The organism is Kitasatospora mediocidica KCTC 9733 (assembly GCF_000744225.1).
Lineage (GTDB): Bacteria > Actinomycetota > Actinomycetes > Streptomycetales > Streptomycetaceae > Kitasatospora > Kitasatospora mediocidica.
The window spans coordinates 921,470-941,353 of record NZ_JQLN01000005.1 but is presented as its reverse complement, the minus strand read 5'-3'; the positions used below and the strand labels follow the sequence as shown (position 1 = coordinate 941,353).

At 72.1% G+C, this 19,884-nt stretch carries 15 protein-coding genes; 10 read left to right on the top strand and 5 right to left on the bottom strand.

The annotated features are described in order from the left end of the window. Positions 1 to 77 precede the first annotated feature (77 nt). From BS80_RS41915 to fxsT, 6 genes are all read left to right on the top strand, one after another. Entirely contained in the window at positions 78 to 293 is a 216-nt protein-coding gene (locus tag BS80_RS41915; protein WP_198045556.1) for a hypothetical protein, read from the top strand. 13 nt (positions 294 to 306) lie between these two features. Beyond that, positions 307 to 483, top strand: a complete 177-nt coding sequence (fxsA, locus tag BS80_RS41910) for an FxSxx-COOH cyclophane-containing RiPP peptide (protein WP_198045555.1) — start codon at positions 307 to 309, stop codon at positions 481 to 483. 93 nt (positions 484 to 576) lie between these two features. Next, positions 577 to 3,060, top strand: a complete 2,484-nt coding sequence (locus BS80_RS18170) for an FxsB family cyclophane-forming radical SAM/SPASM peptide maturase (protein WP_035798706.1) — start codon at positions 577 to 579, stop codon at positions 3,058 to 3,060. A gap of 27 nt (positions 3,061 to 3,087) precedes the next feature. Beyond that, the gene (locus BS80_RS18165; protein ID WP_035798704.1) at positions 3,088 to 3,891 is read left to right on the top strand and encodes an aminoglycoside N(3)-acetyltransferase; all 804 of its coding nucleotides are present in this window, start codon (positions 3,088 to 3,090) and stop codon (positions 3,889 to 3,891) included. Between the two features lie 156 nt (positions 3,892 to 4,047). Continuing rightward, positions 4,048 to 5,382 carry a TIR-like protein FxsC gene (locus tag BS80_RS18160; protein ID WP_051966751.1) on the top strand — a complete coding sequence of 445 codons (1,335 nt, stop codon included), beginning with the start codon at positions 4,048 to 4,050 and terminating at the stop codon, positions 5,380 to 5,382. After that, the gene (gene fxsT / locus BS80_RS18155) at positions 5,372 to 9,436 is read left to right on the top strand and encodes an FxSxx-COOH system tetratricopeptide repeat protein (protein ID WP_083974874.1); all 4,065 of its coding nucleotides are present in this window, start codon (positions 5,372 to 5,374) and stop codon (positions 9,434 to 9,436) included. The genes BS80_RS18160 and fxsT overlap by 11 nt, the downstream gene beginning before the upstream one ends. 21 nt (positions 9,437 to 9,457) lie before the next feature. Here fxsT and BS80_RS18150 read toward each other — a convergent pair whose 3' ends face one another. The 3 genes from BS80_RS18150 to BS80_RS18140 form a co-directional block, all read right to left on the bottom strand. Further along, positions 9,458 to 10,324 carry an alpha/beta fold hydrolase gene (locus BS80_RS18150; RefSeq protein WP_035798703.1) on the bottom strand — a complete coding sequence of 289 codons (867 nt, stop codon included), beginning with the start codon at positions 10,322 to 10,324 and terminating at the stop codon, positions 9,458 to 9,460. 41 nt (positions 10,325 to 10,365) lie between these two features. Beyond that, on the bottom strand, positions 10,366 to 11,292 hold the full coding sequence (locus BS80_RS18145) for a DUF4231 domain-containing protein (RefSeq protein WP_035798701.1): 927 nt from the start codon (positions 11,290 to 11,292) through the stop codon (positions 10,366 to 10,368). Between the two features lie 218 nt (positions 11,293 to 11,510). Further along, positions 11,511 to 12,275, bottom strand: coding sequence for an SIS domain-containing protein (locus BS80_RS18140; RefSeq protein WP_035798699.1), 765 nt, complete (start codon positions 12,273 to 12,275; stop codon positions 11,511 to 11,513). A gap of 171 nt (positions 12,276 to 12,446) precedes the next feature. On the opposite strand from BS80_RS18140, the gene BS80_RS18135 reads away from it, so the two are divergent. Further along, entirely contained in the window at positions 12,447 to 13,139 is a 693-nt protein-coding gene (locus BS80_RS18135; RefSeq protein ID WP_035798697.1) for a metal-dependent transcriptional regulator, read from the top strand. 454 nt (positions 13,140 to 13,593) lie between these two features. Here the strand turns inward: BS80_RS18135 and BS80_RS18130 are convergent, their stop codons facing one another. Continuing rightward, positions 13,594 to 14,334: a bifunctional DNA primase/polymerase gene (locus tag BS80_RS18130; protein ID WP_035798693.1), complete on the bottom strand. Its 741-nt coding sequence runs from the start codon at positions 14,332 to 14,334 to the stop codon at positions 13,594 to 13,596. A gap of 439 nt (positions 14,335 to 14,773) precedes the next feature. On the opposite strand from BS80_RS18130, the gene BS80_RS18125 reads away from it, so the two are divergent. Next, entirely contained in the window at positions 14,774 to 16,150 is a 1,377-nt protein-coding gene (locus tag BS80_RS18125; protein WP_035798690.1) for a hypothetical protein, read from the top strand. Positions 16,151 to 16,517: 367 nt separating this feature from the next. Continuing rightward, positions 16,518 to 17,789 (top strand): hypothetical protein, encoded by a 1,272-nt coding sequence (locus BS80_RS37815; RefSeq protein ID WP_051966750.1) that lies wholly within the window; start codon positions 16,518 to 16,520, stop codon positions 17,787 to 17,789. 90 nt (positions 17,790 to 17,879) lie between these two features. Here BS80_RS37815 and BS80_RS18115 read toward each other — a convergent pair whose 3' ends face one another. Then, complete coding sequence (locus tag BS80_RS18115) at positions 17,880 to 19,145, bottom strand: ABC transporter substrate-binding protein (RefSeq protein ID WP_035798687.1); 1,266 nt, start codon at positions 19,143 to 19,145, stop codon at positions 17,880 to 17,882. Between the two features lie 174 nt (positions 19,146 to 19,319). Here BS80_RS18115 and BS80_RS18110 point away from each other — a divergent pair, with 174 nt between their 5' ends. Next, positions 19,320 to 19,838 (top strand): SCO4402 family protein, encoded by a 519-nt coding sequence (locus BS80_RS18110; protein WP_083974872.1) that lies wholly within the window; start codon positions 19,320 to 19,322, stop codon positions 19,836 to 19,838. Positions 19,839 to 19,884 lie beyond the last annotated feature (46 nt).

Here is a 19,884-nt window from a genome sequence, read left to right as displayed (position 1 = left end):
AGCGGCGCGCGGACACCGGCGAGCCGCGAGCTGATCATGTCTACGCCGGATGGCGGAGGGCCGCGTCACCCCGCTGGGTGATTTCCACCGCTACCCCGCGCGGGTACGGTGTGCTGGCCCGGCTCGACGGTGCAGCTCGAAGCGACGAGCGCGCCCGGAGTGTCAGGAATTGCCCCGATGCGGTGAGTGGCTATCCCGTGGCTGGCAGCTACTTTGATGTTCAGGTGCTGCGGATCATCCTGGCACCCTTGGCTCTACCCGCGCCCGATGCCTTCGAAGCGCATCAGTTCTGAGAGGAACTCAGATATGCCAACCATGCTGGACGTCAAGCCCGTGGACCAGTCCCTGCAGCCGGCCGTCCGGATGCCACTGGTCGAGCTGTCGGCACTGGGCGCCGACCGGATCACTGCCGCTCTCCACCGCGCCCTGCCGAGCGCCGAGGAGAGCCGGGCCGACGTGGCGGCCTTCAACTCCTCGATCTGACCGGGTCGAGGGACGCGGCGGCCTGACCGGCGCTTCCGCGGTGCTGTCCGCACCGTCCAGACGACACGTCATCTCCTCCTAGTGGACGCTCATATGACGCTCTATCCGGTGCCGTTCTCGCAATTCGTGTTGAAGGTCCACAGTCGATGCGATCTGGCCTGTGACCACTGCTACGTCTACGAGCATGCCGACACCAGCTGGCGTGGCAGGCCTAGGGCGGTCGCTGCGGAGGTGCTCGATCGAACGGCCGAGCGGATCGCGGAGCACGCGGCCAGACACCGACTGCGAACCGTCCACGTCGTCCTGCACGGCGGGGAGCCCCTGCTCGCCGGCCCGGTGCTGCTGCGCCGGGCCGCCGAGAGTCTGCGTGCCGCCCTGCCCTCCGGGTGTGCGCTCGACCTGCGGATCCACACCAACGGGGTCCAGTTGGACCAGGCGTTCTGCGAACTCTTCGACGAGCTGGGCATCCGCGTCGGAGTATCCCTGGACGGCGGTGCGGCTGCGAACGATCGCCATCGCCGCTATGCCGACGGTCGCAGCAGCTACTCCCAAGTAATCGCAGCGGTTGGCCTGTTGCGTCGCCCCGAGTTCCGTCATCTGTACGCGGGCCTGTTGTGCACCATTGACGTCGAGAACGATCCCGTCGAAGTGTACGACGCACTAGTGGAGTTGGAACCGCCTCGGATCGACTTCCTGCTCCCGCACGGAACGTGGGAGAACCCGCCCGCACGCCCGACAGGTGCCGGCCCGCATCCCTATGCGGACTGGCTGCTGGCCGTCTACGACCGCTGGGAGGCGCAGGGTCGTCCGGTGCCGGTGCGGACTTTCGACTCCGTTCACCGAACGCTGCGCGGGAAGTCCAGTCTCACCGAGTCGCTCGGTCTTGACCCGTCGGACCTGGTCGTCATCGAGACCGACGGTACCTTCGAGCAGGCGGACAGCCTCAAGACGGCCTACGACGGCGCTGCGGGCACTGGCTTCGATGTCTTCGCGCACAGTCTGGACCAGGTCGCCGAACACCCCGGCATGATGAAGCGCCAGTCGGGCCTGGCCGGGCTGAGTGAGACGTGCCAGGCGTGCCCGGTGGTGCGCAGCTGCGGCGGCGGCCTCTACGCCCACCGTTGGCGCGCCGAAACGGAGTTCGACAACCCGTCGGTGTTCTGTCCGGACCTCCTGGCGCTGATCACCGCGATCCGCGACCGGACCGACCGCACGCCGGTGCTGCCCGCTCAGGCCGCCGCGCCGGAGGGTCTGCGGCCGCCGGTGCTCACCGAGCGCCAGCTCGACCAGCTGGCCCACGGCCACGGCGACGGGGCGACCGTACGTGCCCTGGCAGGGGCCCAACTCGGCCTCAGTCGAGGGCTGCTGGCGGCCGTCGCCGATCGCGCCGGGGCCGCCGCGCCGGCCGGCGCCTGGGAGCTGCTCACCGCACTGGACGCCGAGGCGCCACAGGCCGTGGACACCGTCCTCGCCCACCCGTACGTACGGGCCTGGGCGAGCCGTTGTCTCGTCGGTGAGGCCGGCGCGGACCCGGGGGGACTGGCCGAGATCGCCGCCGCCGCCGCGCTGCGGGCAGGCACCCCCGGCTCTCTGCGCGTGCCGATCCGCGACGGCGCGGTGCACCTGCCCACGCTGGGCCGGGTGATCACCGGTGGCAGCGGTCGGGCCCTGGTCGAGTTCCGGCAGGCGGACGGGCAGGTGGACGAGCGAGCGGGCGGACGGGTGCGCTTCAGCGTCTGGACGCCGGACGGCACGGCCGTCCACGTCGCCCCGGACGGGGTGGGCGAGGAGCGCTGGCAGCCGCTGCGGCGCGTGCGGGTGCTCGACGACTGGACGGTCGCTCTGGAGGACGTCGATCCGCAGCGGGACAGCCACCTGCGACCTGTGGAGCAGCGGATCTCGGCTGCCGCGCTGGCCGACTGGACGGGCGCCCTGCGGGAGGCATGGGAGCTTCTCGGCCGGGACATGCCCGACTACGCCGTCGGCATCGGGGCGGGCCTGGGAACGATCACCCCGCTCGTGCCCGGACCCGCAGGCCGGGAGGTCAGCGCCGCCGCCCGACAGGCGTTCGGCGCGGTCGCCATCGCCCGGCCCGCCACCTCGCCGATTCTGGCCATGTTGCTCGCGCACGAGTTCCAGCACGTCAAGTTGGGAGCGGTGCTGGACCTCTACGATCTCTACGATCCGGCCGATGCAGGTCGGTACTACGCCCCCTGGCGCTCCGACCCGCGCCCGCTGGAGGCCCTGCTGCAGGGCACCTACGCGCACCTGGCGGTCACCGAGTTCTGGGGGACCAGGGTCGCCGCCTACGACGGTGTCTCCGGTGAGGCGGCCGAGCGCGCCCGCAGCAGCCTGGCCGTCTCGCGCGCCCACACCGACCGTGCGATCGACAGCCTGCTCGACTCGGGGGCGCTCACCGACCTGGGGCAGAGGTTCACTACCGGCATGCGGGCAACCGTGGCACCCTGGTTGGACGTTCCGGTCGGGCACGAAGCGCAGGCGCAGGCCCGTCGAGCGGCGGCGAGTGTGGCCGAGTGGCAGGGCGGGCGGATCGCTCCGGCGGCGGCCGGGAGCTGAGACACGGGCTCTGAGAAGGGGGCGTCGATGTACTCCGTCGAACAACTGGCCGAGCAGCTGTGTGCGTTGGGCCTGTCCGAGGACACCGGGATCGTTCAGGTGCATGCCTCGCTGCGGGCGGTCGGTCCGGTGGCGGGTGGCTCTGCCGGCGTGCTGGCCGCACTGCGGTCCGCGCTGGGCCCGCGGGGAACCGTCACGGCCTTCGCCGCGACACCGGAGAACTCCGAGACCTCCCGGCTGGACGCGGGGGTGACCGGTGGCCTGAACGAGGCCGAACTGGAGGCCTACCGCGAGGCGATGCCGGTCTTCGACCCGCTGACCTCTCCTTGTTCGCCGACCATGGGGCGACTCTCGGAGGAGATCCGCACGACGCCGGGCTCACTGCGCAGCAGCCATCCGCAGACCTCGTTCACAGCGGTCGGGCCGATGAGCGCCGAGCTCCTGGCGGACCACCCGCTCGACTGCCACCTCGGGGAGCGCTCGCCGGTCGGGCGGCTCTACAAGGAGGGGGCCTGGGTACTGATGCTCGGAGCCCCGCTGACCCGGTGCACCGTCTTCCAGCTCGCCGACTACCGCACGCCGGGGGCGCGTACGAAGAGTTACGGCTGCAAGATGCGGGGCGCGGACGGCGTACCCGCCTGGGTGCGCTTCAAGGCACTGCACCTGGACGACCGGCACTTCCCGCAGATGCTGGAGACGACCCGCGCGGAGTTGACCGAGGCCAGGGAGGGCCGGGTCGGGGATGCCGCGTGCGTGCTGCTGCCGGTCGTCCAGGCGGTGGACACGACGGCGCGGTGGCTGGATCACCACCCGGAGGTCTTCGGCGCTTGACCGGATGGTGCCAATGGGCTGACACCTGCCCGGTGGGTGACGCATGATCAGAGGGTGGGACTGGTCCGGGTATTCCGCCGGGGAAGCCGACCTTCCTACACTGTAGGCCCCTCGAGCGGTACTCGGTTCGTTCGACGGGTCCAGGGGGAGGCGTGTGTGAACAACGCTGTGGGCGGACAGAAGGCCTCGGCGAAGCCGCACTTCTTTCTGAGCTACGCGCACATGCCGGCGGTCGGATCGCGCAACCCCAACCTGCGGGTGGCCCGGTTCTACCAGGACCTCTGTGAGGCGGTCCTCCAGCTGACACCGCTGCCGACCGCCGATCCGGTGGGTTTCATGGACGAGACCATGCACCAGGGCGACAACTGGGCGGCGATGATCTCCGACGCGCTCGCCACCTGCCGGGTCTTCGTCCCGCTGTACCATCCGCGGCTCTTCCGCAGCACGCCCTGCGGCCAGGAGTGGTACACCTTCGCCCAGCGCTCGACCGGCCCCTCCGGTGGCCCGGCGCTCAACTCGGCGATCGTCCCGGTGCTCTGGGTCGGGATGCGCGAGGAGGCGCTGCCGCCGGTGGCCGGGGCCGTGCAGTTCAAGCACTCCAGCTTTCCCCAGGAGTACGTCGAGGACGGGCTCTACGCATTGATGGCGCAGCGCCATCACCGGGAGAAGTACGAGCAGGTGGTCTACAAGCTGGCCCGCCGGATCGTCGAGGTGGCCCTGGAGACCGTGGTTCCCGTGGTGGAACCGGTCGACTTCACCACCAACCCGTCGGCCTTCCCCGGTCAGTCGGCGGCCGATCAGCTCACCATCGCCGTGCTGTCGTTCAAGGACACCGAACTTCCCGGCAACCGCGACCCGGCGTACTACGGCGCGGGCCGCACCGACTGGCAGCCGTACCAGCGGGGGGCCGCCACCGCGCTGGCCGAGCAGGCCGCGCAGCTTGCCCGGCAGTGCGACCTCAACCCCACCATCCACGAGTTCGACGCCGCGGCCGGCCGGTTGATGGATCTGGACCGGCCCGGCGGGCCGGGCGTGGTGCTGGTGGACCGCTGGGTGCTGTACGACCCGGTCCGTCGCGAACTGGTACGGGAGTTCGCGCGCCGCAACCCGTCCTGGGTGACTGTCATAGAGCCGTGGAACCGGGACGACCCGCAGTGCGTGGCGGAGAACGCGGTCCTGGCCGCCCTCAGTGACGAGGTGCTGCGCCAGCGTGGTCGCCCTGCCAAACCCTCCTTCCGGCCGCCGGTGGCGGACGACGGTGAGTGGGAGGGGATCCCCACCGCACGGGAGTTCGGCGTGGCCTTCCAGCACGCCGCGTTCAGAGCACAGAAGGCCTTCAAGGAGCGCGCCCTGCCGCGACCCTCCAGCAGTACCAGCAGGTCCCGCCCACGACTGCGGGACGCCTTCGGGCCGGTCCCCAGACCGGCCCTGGGCAGGCTGCCTGAGACCGAGACCGACGAGGACGACAACGGAGGAAACCATGACGTCTGAACGGACCCGCAACCTCCGGGTGGGTGGGCGGAGTTCGGCATCGCCGCTGCGCACACCCGGTTCCTCCGTCCCGGCCGAGGAGGACCGTCAGGGGCGGATTATCACGTTCTACTCCTACAAGGGTGGCACCGGGCGCACCATGGCCCTGGCCAACACCGCGTGGATCCTGGCCGCCAACGGGTTCCGGGTGCTGACCGTGGACTGGGACCTGGAAGCGCCCGGGCTCGCCAAGTTCTTCCACCCCTTCCTGGACGCAGCGGAGTTGGAAGAGGCGTCCGGGGTGATGACCCTGATCAACGACTACCGCGAGGAGGCGCTGCGGGAGACCGAACTGCACGCCGACCCCCTCTCCGAGCCGGAGCGCTACCAGCAGGAGCTCGACGACATAGGCCACCACCCCGGCTGGCATCTGGACTTCGCCAAGGTCGCCGGGCACACACTGCCACTGTCCTGGGGCGGCTTCCCGGCCGGCGGCAGCATCGACTTCCTGGCGGCCGGCCGGCAGGACCGCGACTACTCCGGCACGCTCGGGAGCCTGGACTGGGACCTCTTCTACGAGCGCTTCGACGGCGGCCAGTTCTTCGACGCACTGCGCGCCGACATGCGCAAGCGCTACGACTACGTGCTGATCGACAGTCGGACCGGTCTCTCCGACACCGCCGAGATCTGCACCGTGCAGATGCCGGACGACCTGGTCGTCTGCTTCACCCTGAGCGACCAGAGCATCGACGGTGCATCGCGGATCGCCCAGCACATCGCGGACCGCTACCGGGACCGCGGCATCCGGATCCTGCCCGTCCCGATGCGGATCGACGACTTCGAGAAGGACAAGGCGGACGCCGGGCGTGCCCTGGCCCGGGTGCGCTTCGACGGGCTGCCCTCCGGCCTCACGGACGAGGAGCTGGTGCACTACTGGGGATCCGTGGAGATCCCGTACCGGCCGTTCTACGCCTACGAGGAGATCCTGGCCACCTTCGGCGACAAGCCCGGTACGCCGACCACGATGCTCTCCGCCTGCGAGCGGCTCACCGACATGATCGCCCAGGGCCGGGTCTCCTCGCTGCCGCTGATGGACGAGGAGGTGCGGCTGCGCTACATCGAGGCGTTCACCCGGCGTCGTCCGGCGGTGCTCGCCGACATCTACCTCAGCTATGTGCCCGAGGACCGGATGTGGGCGGACTGGATCGAGCACGTGCTGACCGCCGCCGGCTTCCGGGTGCTGCCCCGGGATGTCGGGGCGGGCTCCGACACCCGGGCCGAGACCGAGCGGTCGGTGGACGCGGCGTTCCGCACCGTCGCAGTGCTATCGCCGGCCTACCTGCGCTCGCCGCAGGCCCGCGCGCTCTGGGAGTCGGTGGTCGGTTCGGACCCCTCCGGCACTCGCCGTCAGCTGATCCCGGTCCGGGTCGGCTCCACCTCGCTGACCGCGCCGTTCAGCAGCCGCAACCCGGTGGACATGGTCAACCTCAAGGAACCTCAGGCCCGTTCGGCACTGGTGAAGGCGCTCGGGCGGGAGGAGGCGCCGAATATCGACCCGACCAGCGGGCCGAGATTCCCCGGCACCCAGCCGGCGATCTGGAACGTCCCGCCGCGCAACAGCTTCTTCACCGGCCGGGCCGAGGTGCTGGAGCGGCTGCGCAACCAGCTCGACGGCCGGACCACCGCCGTGCTGCCGGTGCCGCAGACGCTCTACGGGCTCGGCGGCGTCGGCAAGACCCAGGTGGCCCAGGAGTACGCGCACCGGTTCATGGCCGACTACGACCTGGTCTGGTGGATCTCGGCCGAGCAGGAGGAGGAGATCCAGGGTCAGCTGGCCGAACTCGCCCGCAAAATGGGCAAGGCCACCAATGAGCCGGTGCAGCTCGCCGCCGACATCGCGCTGGAAGCGCTGCGCCGCGGGGACCGGGCCGAGCGCTGGCTGCTGATCTTCGACAATGCCGACGAACCCTCGGAAATCCGGCGGTACTTCCCCGGCAGCTCCGGCCACATCCTGGTCACCTCGCGCAACCAGGCCTGGTCGACCCACGCCGACGCGCTCACCATGGACGTCTTCACCCGTGGCGAGAGCATCGACCACCTGACCCGGCGCACCGACGGGGCGCTCAACCGCGTCGACGCCGAGGCGGTCGCGGAGGCGGTCGGTGACCTGCCGCTGGCCGTCGAGGTGGCCGGCGCCTGGCTCAAGGCGACCGGCACGCCGGTCGCCGAGTACATCTCGGCCCTGCAGACCGAGGCTGCCCGGGTGCTGGAGCTCGACCGCCCGGCCGGCTACCCGATGACGGTCGGCGCCACCTGGCGGGTCTCCATCGCCCGGCTGCGCGGACAGTCCCCGGCCGCCGCCCGGATGCTGCAGCTCTGCGCGTACTTCGCGCCGGAGCCGATCTCGATGAACCTCTTCTACAGTGACCAGATGATCCGGGCACTGGTGCCCTACGACCCGGGTCTGAGCGACAAGTTCCTGCTCGGCCGGGTGATCCAGGCGATCGGCCGCTACGCGCTGGCCAAGGTGGACGCCGGGGCCAACAGCATCCAGGTGCACCGACTGGTCCAGGAGGTGATCCGCTCCGAGATGACCCCCGAGGAGCAGACCGACACGGTCCACGAGGTCCACCGGATCCTGATCGGGGCCCGCCCGGTGGTCGGTGACACCGACGACCCCGCCAACTGGCCGACCTTCGAGGAGATCTGGCCGCACCTCTCGCCCTCCCGCGCACACGACTGCGACGAGTCCGACACCCGGCAACTCATGATCGACCGGGTCCGTTACCTCTGGAAGCGCGGGGAGTTCGCACAGGCCCGGCGGACCGGCCATCTGCTGGACGAGGCCTGGACGGCCAAACTCGGCGAGGACGACCGGCAGACCCTACTGCTGCGGTTCCAACTCGCGAACGTGATGCGCTCGCAGGGCCAGTACGCCGCTGCCCTGGAACTGGACGAGAACACGCTGGAGCGGCAGAAGCGGGTGCTCGGCGACCAGCACCCGTACACGCTGATGACGGCGGGTTCACTCGCGGCCGACCTGCGGGCGCTCGGCGACTTCGACCGGGCGAGGTCGCTCGACCAGGAGACGCTGGAGCGGTTCCGCGAGCAGTTCGGCGAGGACAACCCGCGCACGCTGTCCTGCGCCAACAACCTCGCCATCGACTACCGGTTGGTCGGCGACAGCGGGGCTGCCCAGGAGCTGGACCAGGACACCCTGGACCGCCGCTCCCTGGTGCTCGGGCCGCGCCACCCGTACACCCTCTCCAGCAAGTCGAACCTGGCCCGCGACCTGCGCGAATCCGGTGACTACGAAGGCTCGGTGACGATCCACCGGGAGGTCGCCGAAACCTTCGCCGAGGTGCTGGACATCGACGTGCCGGAGATCCTGCGCAACGCCAAGTCGCTGGCCGTCTCGCTGCGCAAGGCGGGCCGGCAGGCGGAGGCGCGCCGGCTCACCAAGGAGACCTACGAACGCTACCTGGAGCGCTACGGGGAGAACGCGCCGGACACCCTGGCCTGCGCGCTCAACCTGGCCGCCGACTACAGCGCGGGCGGCGACAAGGACGCGGCCCGTGACCTGGCCCGCCAGGTGTACGTGGGGCACCAGCAACTCTTCGGCGAGCAGCATCCGTTCACCCTCGCCTGCGCCAACAACCTGGCGATCTACCTGCGCGGCAGCGGCAGCGTGCACGAGGCGGTCGAGCTCGGCCTGGAAACGGTCGGCACGCTGCGGCGGGTGCTCGGGCCGGATCACCCGTTCACCCTGAACAGCATGATCAACCTGGCGAACGCGCACGGTGACCTCGGCCACTTCGCGGAGGCCGAGGAGCTGGAGCAGGCCGCCTACCGCGGGCTCTGCGACCGCTACAGCCCGCGCCACCCCGACGCGGTCGCCTGTCAGGCCAACCTCGCCATCACCCTGCGCGGGGCCGGCCGCGGCAACCAGGCGGCCGAACTGCGCTCGCGCGCGGTGGCCGAGCTGATCCGCCAGCTCGGGGAGGAGCACCCCAACACCATCTCCGCCCGGGGGTGGAAGCGGATCAACCGGGACCTGGAGCCACAGCCGGTGTAACGCTGTGACGGTGCAACGCTGTTATCCCGCCGCCCACTTCAGGGCGGCGGTCAGCACCCGCAGGGAGCCGAAGTGGGCGGCGCCGGGCTCCAGGAAGAGCGTGGCGTCGGGGATGTGGGCGGCCAGCCAGCGGGAGTGGCCGACCGGGGACCACATGTCGTCGGCGCCGTGCCAGAGCCAGGTGGCGGCGGCGACGTCCTGCACCTTGAAGCCCCAGTCGGTGGTGAAGGCGAGGATGTCGTCGATCCAGCCGTCGGCGTTCTGCCGGAACGCCTCGCGGTAGTTGCTCTGCAGCATCCGGCGGATCCCCGCGTCGGAGACCACCAGCCGGTCGGTGCTGGAGAGTTCGCGGCGCAGGCCGGCCAGCAGGGCGGCCGGGTCGTCGAGGATCCGGCGGGCCCGCAACTGGATGGTGGCGGCGATCCGCTGGTGGTCGCGTTCGGCGGCGCGGTAGTCGCGGACGTTGGAGGCGGTCATCCCGGCGTACCAGTCGAGGTCCTCGGCGTCCCAGGGGGCGAGGCTGACCAGCGCGGCCACCCGGTGCACCCGCTCGGGCAGCAGGGCTCCGCAGGCGAGCGCGTGCGGGCCGCCGCCGGAGCGGGCCACCACGGCGAACCGGCCGAGCCCCAACTCGTCCGCGATGGTCTGCACGTCGACGGCGGCCGCGGCGACCTGGCGGCCCCGCAGCCGGTCCGAACTGCCGTAGCCGGGGCGATCGAAGGCGATCAGCCGGACGCCCAGGTTGTAGAGCACGGTGCTGCGCGGGGTCGGGCCGAGCCTGCTGCCGGGAGTGCCGTGGAGCAGGAAGACCGGCTTGCCGGTCGGATTGCCGAAGGTCTGTACCGCGAGGGTGCGGCCGTCGGCGGTCTTGACCAGTTGCGGCTGCACGCCGGGGACCTCCAGAGCTCGGAAACGGGGGAACGGTCGGTTCAGTGGTCGAGGCCGCGGACCTCGCGGCGGGCCTGCCAGGTGGTGTGCTCCCGGGAGACCGCGTCCTCGGCGTCCCGGGCCAGCCGGGCCCAGACCTCCTCGGCGTCCTCGCCGGCCAGGTCGAGCTGGGCCAACTGGGCCCGGACCAGTTCGAGTTCGTCGGCGGCCAGCCGGTAGGCGACGGCCAGCGGGCGGTACTGGCGCAGCTGCGACCAGGCGGTGATCGAGGCGGCGACCGCCGAGACGGTGCCCAGCGCGTCGTAGCCGAACCAGCCGAGCGCGCGCAGCACCGCCAGCCCCAGGCCGAGCAGCGGCAGCACGATGCCGAGCAGCCCGGTGAGCCGGCCGGCGTTGTCGCAGTACCGGGCCTTGGACTGGTACCAGTCGTGCTGGACCTGGACCCGCTCGCGCAGGTACACGTCGCGCCGCACGGCGAGCGGCTGGTCGCGCAGACTGCGCATCCCCACGGTGACCTCGGGCTGCGCCGCGGCCGTCGCGGGCACCGCCCTGCTGTGCTCGAACCCGCGCAGGATGCCGCGCAGTTGGAGCCCGTAGAGGCCCTCGGCATCCGGCAGGGTGGTCGGCGGTGGCTGATAGGCGTCGGCTCGGACGGCGAACTTCCAGGCCAGCGTCTTCACCGACTCGGCGGCGGCCCGGCCCTCGTACCAGAGGCCCTGCGGGTTCTGCCGGCTGATCACCACGGCCACCGCGACGGTGGCCAGGTAGGCCACGGCGGCCGCCCAGGCGTAGGGCCGGCCGTCGGCCGAGCCCGCCGCCGCGGCCGCGGTGAGCAGGATGAGCTCCCAGCGGGCCAGCGCGACCGAGCGCCGCTGGCCCTGCAGGGCGGCGGCGTCGGCGGCGCGGAAGACCGCGGGCAGTAGCTCCGCCTCGCTGACGAAGCCTGTGGATCGTGCGCCGGCTGCCATCCGGACCCCCCGTTGCGCGTCGTGTGTCTCGACGCAGACGTACTGCCCTCGGCGGAGGGCGGGTACGCCTGGCGCCCGGCCAGTATGGGCGCTCGGCGGCCGCGCGCACAGACCTGTACGCGCCGTTCTGCGGACTCCCGGGGAGCCCGGGCGGGGAGTGCGGTCGGGCGGTCGGGAGAGGCTCGGGAGGGCGGCCGGGAGGGCGATCGGACGGCGGGTCAGAAGGTGTAGAAGATCCGGTCCGCGTTGTCGGCCATCAGCTTGGCGTTCCAGTCCGTGCCGCCGTCCACGTTCCCGGACCGGAACAGCGGGGGAGCGCCACCCTCGCCGGCCAGTGCCCGGTCGGCCAGCCGGCCGACCGCCGAGGCGACCACGGCCTGCATCAGCGCGCTGGTGACGATGGTGGAGACCGGGCCGAAGCTCGTCTCGGCGCCCGGGTGCGTCAACTCGCCGTCGCCGACCGCGATCTTGTTGTCGAGCACCACGTCGCAGTGGTCCTTGAGGAAGGTCCCGGACGGGTGCTGGGAGGTGACCTGGCCGGGATAGGCGAGGGAGGTCACGCCCACCACGTGCAGGCCGCGGGCGCGGGCGTGCGCGGCCAGCTCGACCGGCATGGTCTGGCGGCCGGAGAGCGAGATCAGGAAGAGCAGGTCGCCGGCGCGCGCCGGGGTGAGGTCCAGGGTGGCGGTGGCCAGGCCGGAGACCCGCTCCAGGGCGCTGCCCAGCGGCGCGGGCATCACGTTGACGCCGGTCATCCCGGGGACGTTCAGCAGATTGATCGGGACCAGTCCGCCGGCCCGGTACACCACGTCCTGGGCGGCCAGTGAGGAGTGTCCGGCACCGAAGGCGAAGATCCGGCGGTCCTCGGCGACCGCGTCGGCCAGCAGAGCGGCGGCCCGCTCGATGTTCCCGGCCTCCTCGGTGCGGACCCGCCGGAGGTGGGACACCGCGGCGTCGAAGTACTGTTCGACGAGGTCACTCATGAGGAATTTCCCTACCGCCAGTGGAGAAAGCTACGGCGAGCACCGTGAGGCCTGGAGCGTCCCGCTGTCAACAGGGACGAAACGGCCCGGGAACAAGCCCGCGCGGCTTCTGTTGTCAGTGCGGTACGTCAGAATTGGCGGTGAGGACACCGAGGAACGGAGCCAGCGGCGATGTCTGGGCTGATCGACACGACTGAGATGTACCTTCGCACCATTCTGGAGCTGGAGGAAGAGGGCATCAACCCGATGCGCGCCCGGATCGCCGAGCGCCTGGAGCAGAGCGGCCCCACGGTCAGCCAGACCGTGGGCCGGATGGAGCGCGACGGCCTGCTCCAGGTCGCGGGGGACCGTCACCTGGAGCTCACCGAGGAGGGCCGGCGGCTGGCCGTGCGGGTGATGCGCAAGCACCGCATCGCCGAGTGTCTGCTCGTGGACGTGATCGGCCTGGAGTGGGAGCAGGTGCACGAGGAGGCCTGTCGCTGGGAGCACGTGATGAGCGAGACGGTGGAGAAGAAGGTGCTGGCGATGCTCGGGCACCCCACCCAGTCGCCGTACGGCAACCCGATCCCCGGCCTCGACGAGCTCGGCGACACCAAGGCCGAGGGCGAGGGCTTCGACTCCGCGCTGGTGACCCTGGACGCGCTGCAGCCCGGTGGCGAGGGCGCCGACGTGGTGGTGCGCCGGATCGGTGAGCCGATCCAGACGGACGAGGCGCTGATGCTGCGGCTGCGGCAGGCCGGGATCCGTCCCGGAGCGACCGTCCGGGTCTCGGCGGCCGTCGGCGGCGTGCTTGTGGGCAGTGGCGAGAGTGCGGCGGAGCTCGGCAAGGACATCGCGGCGCACGTCTTCGTCGCCCAGTGCTGATCGCCCAGTGCTGATCCCCTAGGGCGTTACGCGGCACTGGCACGGCTTCGGCATGGCAGCGGAGCCCGGCACGTCCCCACGTGCCGGGCCCCGCGTTTCCCACCCCGCCCCCCCGTTCCCTCCCGTCCCCCCGCATCCCCTCCGTGCCACGCCCGGCTTCCCCGTCCTGGCGTCCCCTCCGGCTCCCCCGGCCCCTGTTTCCCCCCGCTCTCGCCGACTCCCTGACTGCCCCTTTCCTGTGCTTTTGCGCCGTCCCCTCTCGGAGCAATTCATCCCCTCGGTCGATCATGGCAATCCTTGAGTGCTGTCACTCGTACGAGCGGCTTGCCCGGCCGAACGCCGGGTACATCGGTGTCTTATCCGGAGGTGTGCCGTCCGGGTGGGCCGGAAGCGGGCATGCCGACGGTGGACCTGGAGGCCAGGTCCACCGTCGGAGGCGGCTGATGACGCCGCGTCAGCGCACCGCGGCCGGCTGGGAGGGCGGGGCGGGCTGGGCGATCCGCGAGGCGGGCGCCTCCCGTCCGCAGGCGTAGGCCAGCGGGCGGATCAGCTCGGCGGTGTCCGGCAGCCAGCGGTTCAGCTCGGACGGCGCCAGCGCCCACTGCGCGAAGCTGTACGGGCCGACCCGGGACGGCGGCGCGACGATCCAGTCGCCCTCGCCGCGCGCCAGCAGGTCCAGCCGGCCGGGTCCCCAGCCGAGGCCGCGGAGCATGTCCGGAAGCTTGGCCAGCACCCCGGGCAGCACCAGGAAGAGCAACCGGCGCCCGGTCTGGCCGTGCGGTCCGGCCAGACCCGGTGCGGGCGGGGCGGCGACCACCGGGCCGAGCTGCAGGCCCATCCGCTCCATCCGGGCCAGCGCGAGGCAGCCGGCCATCTCGGGCACGTCCAGCACGTCGAACGAGCGCCCGGTCGGCAGCAGGATCGAGGCCTGCGGGTTCTCCGTCCACCAGCGGCGGACCACGCCGGGGCCCGCGCTGGCCCGGCGGCGCCAGTCCTCGGTGGTGGGGTGGGCGCCCGGCAGGGGGCAGTGCGGATCGCCGCAGGAGCAGCGCAGCGGGCCGTCGTCGTCGATCAGCCAGCTGCCGGGCACGACCTCCCAGTGCCGCTCCTCCGCGTATCTGACCGCCTCGGTCAGGAGCTGGGGGATCGGTTTGCCGTCACTGCCCTGTGCCGGGGCTCCGGGGGTCTCTTCCACGTGCTGCTCAACTACCGGCCGTGGAGCGGGTTACGGGCGGGCGCCGGGTGGTCTGCCGCGAGCGCGGAATGTCACCCGAACCGGTGAGCGGCGGGTGGGCCGGGAACTCCCCGGGGGGATGGCGCGACCTGGCGCGCAACCTGGCGTACGCCGGGCGTTGGGACTGCGTCGGGGTGGCGTTCGGCAGCTGCCGGACGGTGGGCGCAACGGGGGCGCACAGAAGCATTTTTGAGGGCGCGCATGGGGAACAGGTCGTCCGCATGGGTATCCCGATGGTGTTGTTGATCGCTAACCTGGCCTCAAGTTCCTGCACTGGCCGGGTAGTCGGCGCGCCGCGAGTCTGCCGGACATCGGACTTCGGACGACAGGCGGTCGGCATCAGAGCAGCAGAATCGACGCCCGACGGCCAGAGCCGGCGGGCGCTGGGGAGGCGAAGCCCATGGCCGCGAGACCACTCGTCGCACGACAGCCCAACGAGCGTCTGCAGTCGCTGATCCAGGAGGCGAGCTGCTCCAACGCGGGACTCGCCCGCCGGGTCAACCTCTGCGGAGCCGAACACGGGCTCGACCTGCGCTATGACAAGACCTCGGTCGCGCGCTGGCTGCGCGGCCAGCAACCGCGCGGCCAGGCGCCGTCGGTGATCGCCGAGGCGCTCGGCCGCAAACTCGGCCGGGGTGTCACCGTCGACGAGATCGGGATGGCCGACGGCAAGAACCTCACCTCGGGCGTCGGACTCCAGTTCGCCGCCACGCTGAGCGGTGCGCTGGAACAGGTCTGCGAGCTCTGGCGCAGCGACGTCAGCCGCCGCGACTTCCTCAACGGCGCCACGGTGGCGGCCTCCGCGCTGGTGGAACCCAGCCGGGACTGGCTGATCACCCCGCCCGACCCGGTGGTGGCCCGCACCGGCGGCCCCCGGGTCGGCCTGTCCGACGTCGCCGCGATCCGGGCGACCACCGAGATGCTGGTCGACCTCGACCACCGGTTCGGCAGCGGGCACGTCCGGCCGGTGGTGGTGCACTACCTGAACAGCGTGGTCTCCGGCCTGCTCGGCGGCGGCTACCGGGAGGAGACCGGGCGTCAGTTGTTCGCCGCGGTCGCCAGGCTGACCGAACTGGCCGGCTACATGGCGGTGGACACCGGGCAACCCGGCCTCGCCCAGCGCTACTACATCCAGGCGCTGCGCCTGGCCCAGGCGGCCGACGACCGCGGCTACGGCGGGTACGTCCTGGCGGCCTCGATGAGCCACCTGGCGGCCACCCTCGGCAACCCGCGCGAGATCGCCCAACTGGCCAGGGCGGCCCAGGAGGGCGCCCGTTCGGTGGCCACCCCGACGGCGATGGCGATGTTCTACGCCGCCGAGGCGCGCGGCCACGCGCTGCTCGGCGACGCGCGCTCCTGCGAGCTGGTCGCCGCGCGGGCCGTGGAGGCGATGGAGCAGCGCAAGCCCGAGGACGATCCGGACTGGATCGCGCACTTCGACGAGGCCTACCTGGCCGACGAGTTGGCGCACTGCTACCGCGACCTCGAACAGGGCAGGCAGGCCGAGCGGCAGGCCCGGATCGCCCTGGACCTGCACCCGGTGACCCGGGTCCGGCGGCGGGCGGTGGACCTGGTGCTGCTCGCCACCGCGCAGCTCCAGCAGCGCGAGATCGAGCGGGCCTGCGAGACCGGGGCGCAGGCGGTCCGGCTGCTCAACGGGCTGCGCTCGAACCGTGGCGTGGAGTACCTGGACGAGTTCCGGCGCAGGTTGGAGCCGTTCCGGGACCACCGGGTGGTCCGCGAGTTCCAGCAGCGGGCGGACGCGGAGGCGGCGTGAGCGAGTGCTGAGCGGGTGCTGAGCAGGCGCTGGGCGTCCGACCGGCGTCCGCTGAGCGTCCGCTGAACGGACGCCGGTGACCGGGTGGCGACGACGGGGGCCCGGTGACCGGAGGTTGACTGGTTGTCGACCGGATGCGACGAGGGGAACACCTGCCCGCGTAGTCACCCGTGACGGTGAACCGGTAGCGTGGGTAGGACGTTCCGAAGAAACCAGCAGCAGTGGTCCGCCGTCACAGCGAGCGCGCGGAAGAACCGAGGAAGGCCCGGGTGCGGATACCGGAAAGACAGGGCAGGCGGCGAAAGGCCGTTCGGTCGTCCCTGGCTGTCCTGGTGTGCTCGCGGCCGTGCACAGGTGAGGAATCGCGTTGAGCCAGCGCCGCTCGTATCCCAATTCCGGTGACTTCAACCTGGACGACCTGTTCCGGCCGGAACCGGCGTCCGGGGAGTCCCCGGCCCAGCAGCCGCCCCCGTTCGCCCCGCCGGGCCCCCCGCCGGGCGCCCAGGGCAGCCAGGGCACCCAGAGCGGACCCGAGTACTACGGTCCGGGACCCGGCACGCCGGCCCAGCCCGCAGGCGGCGCGCCGTGGGGCGAGCAGCCCGCGGCGTACGGCACCGGGGGAGCCGTCCCCGAGCCGGCACCGGAGACCCAGTACCTGCCGCCGTACCCGACCGGCGACCCCGGCGCCGGGGCCGGTGGCGGGCATCCGTTCGGCGAGCAGCAGCAGCCCCCGCCGCCGTCCTACGGCGGGCAGCAGAGCTTCGGCGGCCAGTCCTTCGGGGGCCAGCAGTCCTACGGCGAGCAGCCGCAGCAGTCCTATGAGCCGCAGCAGTCCTACGAGCACCAGTCGTACGGCGGCCAGCAGCAGCCCCCGCCGCCGTCCTACGGCGGGCAGCAGGGCTTCGGCGGCCAGTCGTACGGGGGCCAGCAGCCCTTCGCGGAGCAGACCGCGCAGCTGGGCCGGTACCCCGGCCAGGGCGCGGGCGAGCGGGGCGGCGAGGGCCGTCCCTCGCGCAAGGTGGTCATCGGCGGGGTGGTGGCGGCCTGCGCGCTCGGCGGCATCCTGGTCGGCGTGCTGCTGAGCGGCGGGAGCAGCAGCCCGGGCAAGAGCCACCCGGCCGCCAGCGGCTCCCCGAAGACGTCCGCGAGCAAGTCCACGGGCACCGGCAGCCCGTCCGCGCTGAGCCCCGAGGCGACCACCCAGGCGCAGGCGCTCTCCACCTTGCTCGGTACGGCGAACGCCAGCCGTCAGGCCGTGATCGGGGCGGTCTCCTCGATCAAGAACTGCGACAAGCTGCCGGACGACCAGACGGCGCTCACCCAGGCCGCCGCCCAGCGCCGTCAGCTGCTGACCAGCCTGGCCGCGCTCAAGGTGGACAAGCTGCCGACCGGGTCGCAGCTGGTCGACCAGCTCAACCAGGCCTGGCAGGCCTCGGCGAGTGCCGACGACGCGTACGCGGCCTGGGCCGGCGACCTGGTGGCGGGCTGCGACCCGGCCAAGCCGCAGGACAACGCCCACCACACGGCGGGTGACCAGGCGAGCGGCACCGCGAGCACGGCGAAGAAGCAGGCCTCCACGCTGTGGAACGCGATCGCGAGCCAGGCGGGCCTCCAGTCGCTGGGCGACACCCAGCTCTGAGCGCACGGACAGCGCGCTGTACGAAGCCGTACGGCGCGCTGCGCGGGTGTTACCGGCCGGGTGCCACCGGCCGCGTGCTACCGGATGGTGTCAGGACCCGGCCGGGGGCTTGCCGCCGGTCAGCACCCAGCGGACGTCCACGAACCCCGGCTGCTGGGCGACCAGCCGGCCGCCCTGCACCTGCTGGAAGGTGACCGAGGTGTTCACCAGCCGCGGCGCGCTCGCGCTCGCGAGCATGTTGGTGAGCCCCCAGTTCAGCGGCGGGGTGGCGCCGCCGGTGGTGAACTGGTCGCCGCTGTCCAGCACGCCGCGCAGCGCCTTCGGGGTCACCGGCTGCCCGGACAGCTTGTCGATCGCCTGCTGGAAGACCTGGTAGGCGACCCAGGTGGTCTGCACGCCCGGGTCCGCGTCGTCGACCTGGGCCTGGCCGTCCGCGTACTTCAGCAGCGTGGTGCGCAGCGGGGCCCAGACGGTGGACGACTCCGGCGGGTACCAGCCGGTCACGTACGCGCCGCCCAGCGGGCCGCCGTCGCCGCCGGTGGAGTCCACCACCGACTGCTGGACGCTCCCCACCACCGAGGCCAGCCGGGTGTCGGTGTGCGGCATCCGGCGGAACGAGTCCAGCAGGGTCTGGGTGGGCACCGGGCTCAGGGCGGCGGTGACGCAGTTGCCGGCCCGGTCGTCGCCGATCGCCTTCTGCGCGGTCCCGGTGTAGTCGGTGGACTTCTCCTGGGCCGGTACGTCCAGCAGCTTGACGCCTGCCGGCTTGAGCGCGCCGGCCAGCACGCCGACCAGGCCGTCCCCGGCGGGGGTGTCCGGGCGGATCAGCGAGACGCCGTGGCAGCCCGCCGCGACCAGCTGCCGTCCGCTGCCCGCGACCAGCGCGGGCAGGCCGCCGTCCACGGGGTAGGAGACCGGGCTGGTGAACTCGGGGGAGGAGAGGCCGTAGCCGCCCAGGTAGGGGATGCCGGCGCCCTCCAGCGCGGGCATGAAGCTGTCGCCGAACTGGCTGTAGGAGCCGATCACCGCGACCACGTTCGCGTCCACCGCCTGCTTGGCGCACGCCGTGGCGCCGTCGGCGGTGTTGTGTTCGTTACAGGTGAGCACCTTGATCTGGTGGCCGGCCAGGCCGCCCTGGTCGTCGATGCCGCGGCCGATCGCCTGGGCCAGCTCTGTCATGCCGGGCCGGTCGGCGGTCCCGGTGTCGGACGGGGACCAGGTCATCACGGTGACGTCCCCCCTGCCGCTGGCGGCGTCCGCGGGGCCGCCACAGGCGGAGGTGGAGAGTAACGCGGGGAGCAATACGGCCGCGGCGGCGAGCGAGGCGGCGGTGCGGTGGCGCGGAACGGGCGTCATCTCGGCCTTCCCTGCTGAGCTGGGCCCCCTCGGCAGCACCAGCGAAGGCTCCAGCCTTGACGCGGCGCTGCACGGCCGGAGGGCGGCCAGGCGAACGGGCGGACAACCCGTCGGGAACTCCAGGGGTGGACGCGTGTAGAACTCGCACTCGACCGGAACGTACGATCCCTTGCCATGGCGTTCAGCACAGAATCTTCGGACAGGTCTGCTCGAAACCCTTCTCGTACGGGGCGCCGCTCCAGCACGATGGGCGGCATGCCGCTCAACGATCTGCCCTGGTGGCGCTGGCGCGCCCGGTTGCGCTCCGCCCTGCACATGCTTGCCGACCCGGTCTTCCAGCAGGACTACTGGGTGGCCGGCCGGGACGGCTTCGGTGACGTCACCGATGCCGTCTACCGCCTCGTCGAGGACAGCTGGCTGGACCGCTGGTCGGCCGAGAAGTACATCGGCACGGTGGTCCGCGACGCGGACGAGGCCGCGCTGGTCGACGCCGCGGTGCTGCGAGTGCTGCGCATCCTGCACGAGGTGGGGGCGGACGCCCCGGCCACCACCTACCTCGCGCACCCCGACTGGCCGGAGGCGGTGCGCGCCGCCGCCGACGCGCACCGCCTGCTGGCGGCCAACGACGGCGAGGACCCCGCGGCGCCGCCGCGCTCGCTGGAGGTGCTGCGGATCCTCACCCAGGTCGGCTGAGGAGAGCGGGTGTCCGGGGGTTGACATGGCGGTGAGGGCCGGGTCC

Bases quoted from the DNA above. Each gene is read 5' to 3' on its own strand.
- fxsA (WP_198045555.1), top strand. From the start codon at position 307: ATGCCAACCATGCTGGACGTCAAGCCCGTGGACCAGTCCCTGCAGCCG.
- BS80_RS18170 (WP_035798706.1), top strand. From the start codon at position 577: ATGACGCTCTATCCGGTGCCGTTCTCGCAATTCGTGTTGAAGGTCCAC.
- BS80_RS18165 (WP_035798704.1), top strand. From the start codon at position 3,088: ATGTACTCCGTCGAACAACTGGCCGAGCAGCTGTGTGCGTTGGGCCTG.
- fxsT (WP_083974874.1), top strand. From the start codon at position 5,372: ATGACGTCTGAACGGACCCGCAACCTCCGGGTGGGTGGGCGGAGTTCG.
- BS80_RS18145 (WP_035798701.1), bottom strand. From the start codon at position 11,292: ATGGCAGCCGGCGCACGATCCACAGGCTTCGTCAGCGAGGCGGAGCTA.
- BS80_RS18140 (WP_035798699.1), bottom strand. From the start codon at position 12,275: ATGAGTGACCTCGTCGAACAGTACTTCGACGCCGCGGTGTCCCACCTC.
- BS80_RS18135 (WP_035798697.1), top strand. From the start codon at position 12,447: ATGTCTGGGCTGATCGACACGACTGAGATGTACCTTCGCACCATTCTG.
- BS80_RS18125 (WP_035798690.1), top strand. From the start codon at position 14,774: ATGGCCGCGAGACCACTCGTCGCACGACAGCCCAACGAGCGTCTGCAG.
- BS80_RS18115 (WP_035798687.1), bottom strand. From the start codon at position 19,145: ATGACGCCCGTTCCGCGCCACCGCACCGCCGCCTCGCTCGCCGCCGCG.
- BS80_RS18110 (WP_083974872.1), top strand. From the start codon at position 19,320: ATGGCGTTCAGCACAGAATCTTCGGACAGGTCTGCTCGAAACCCTTCT.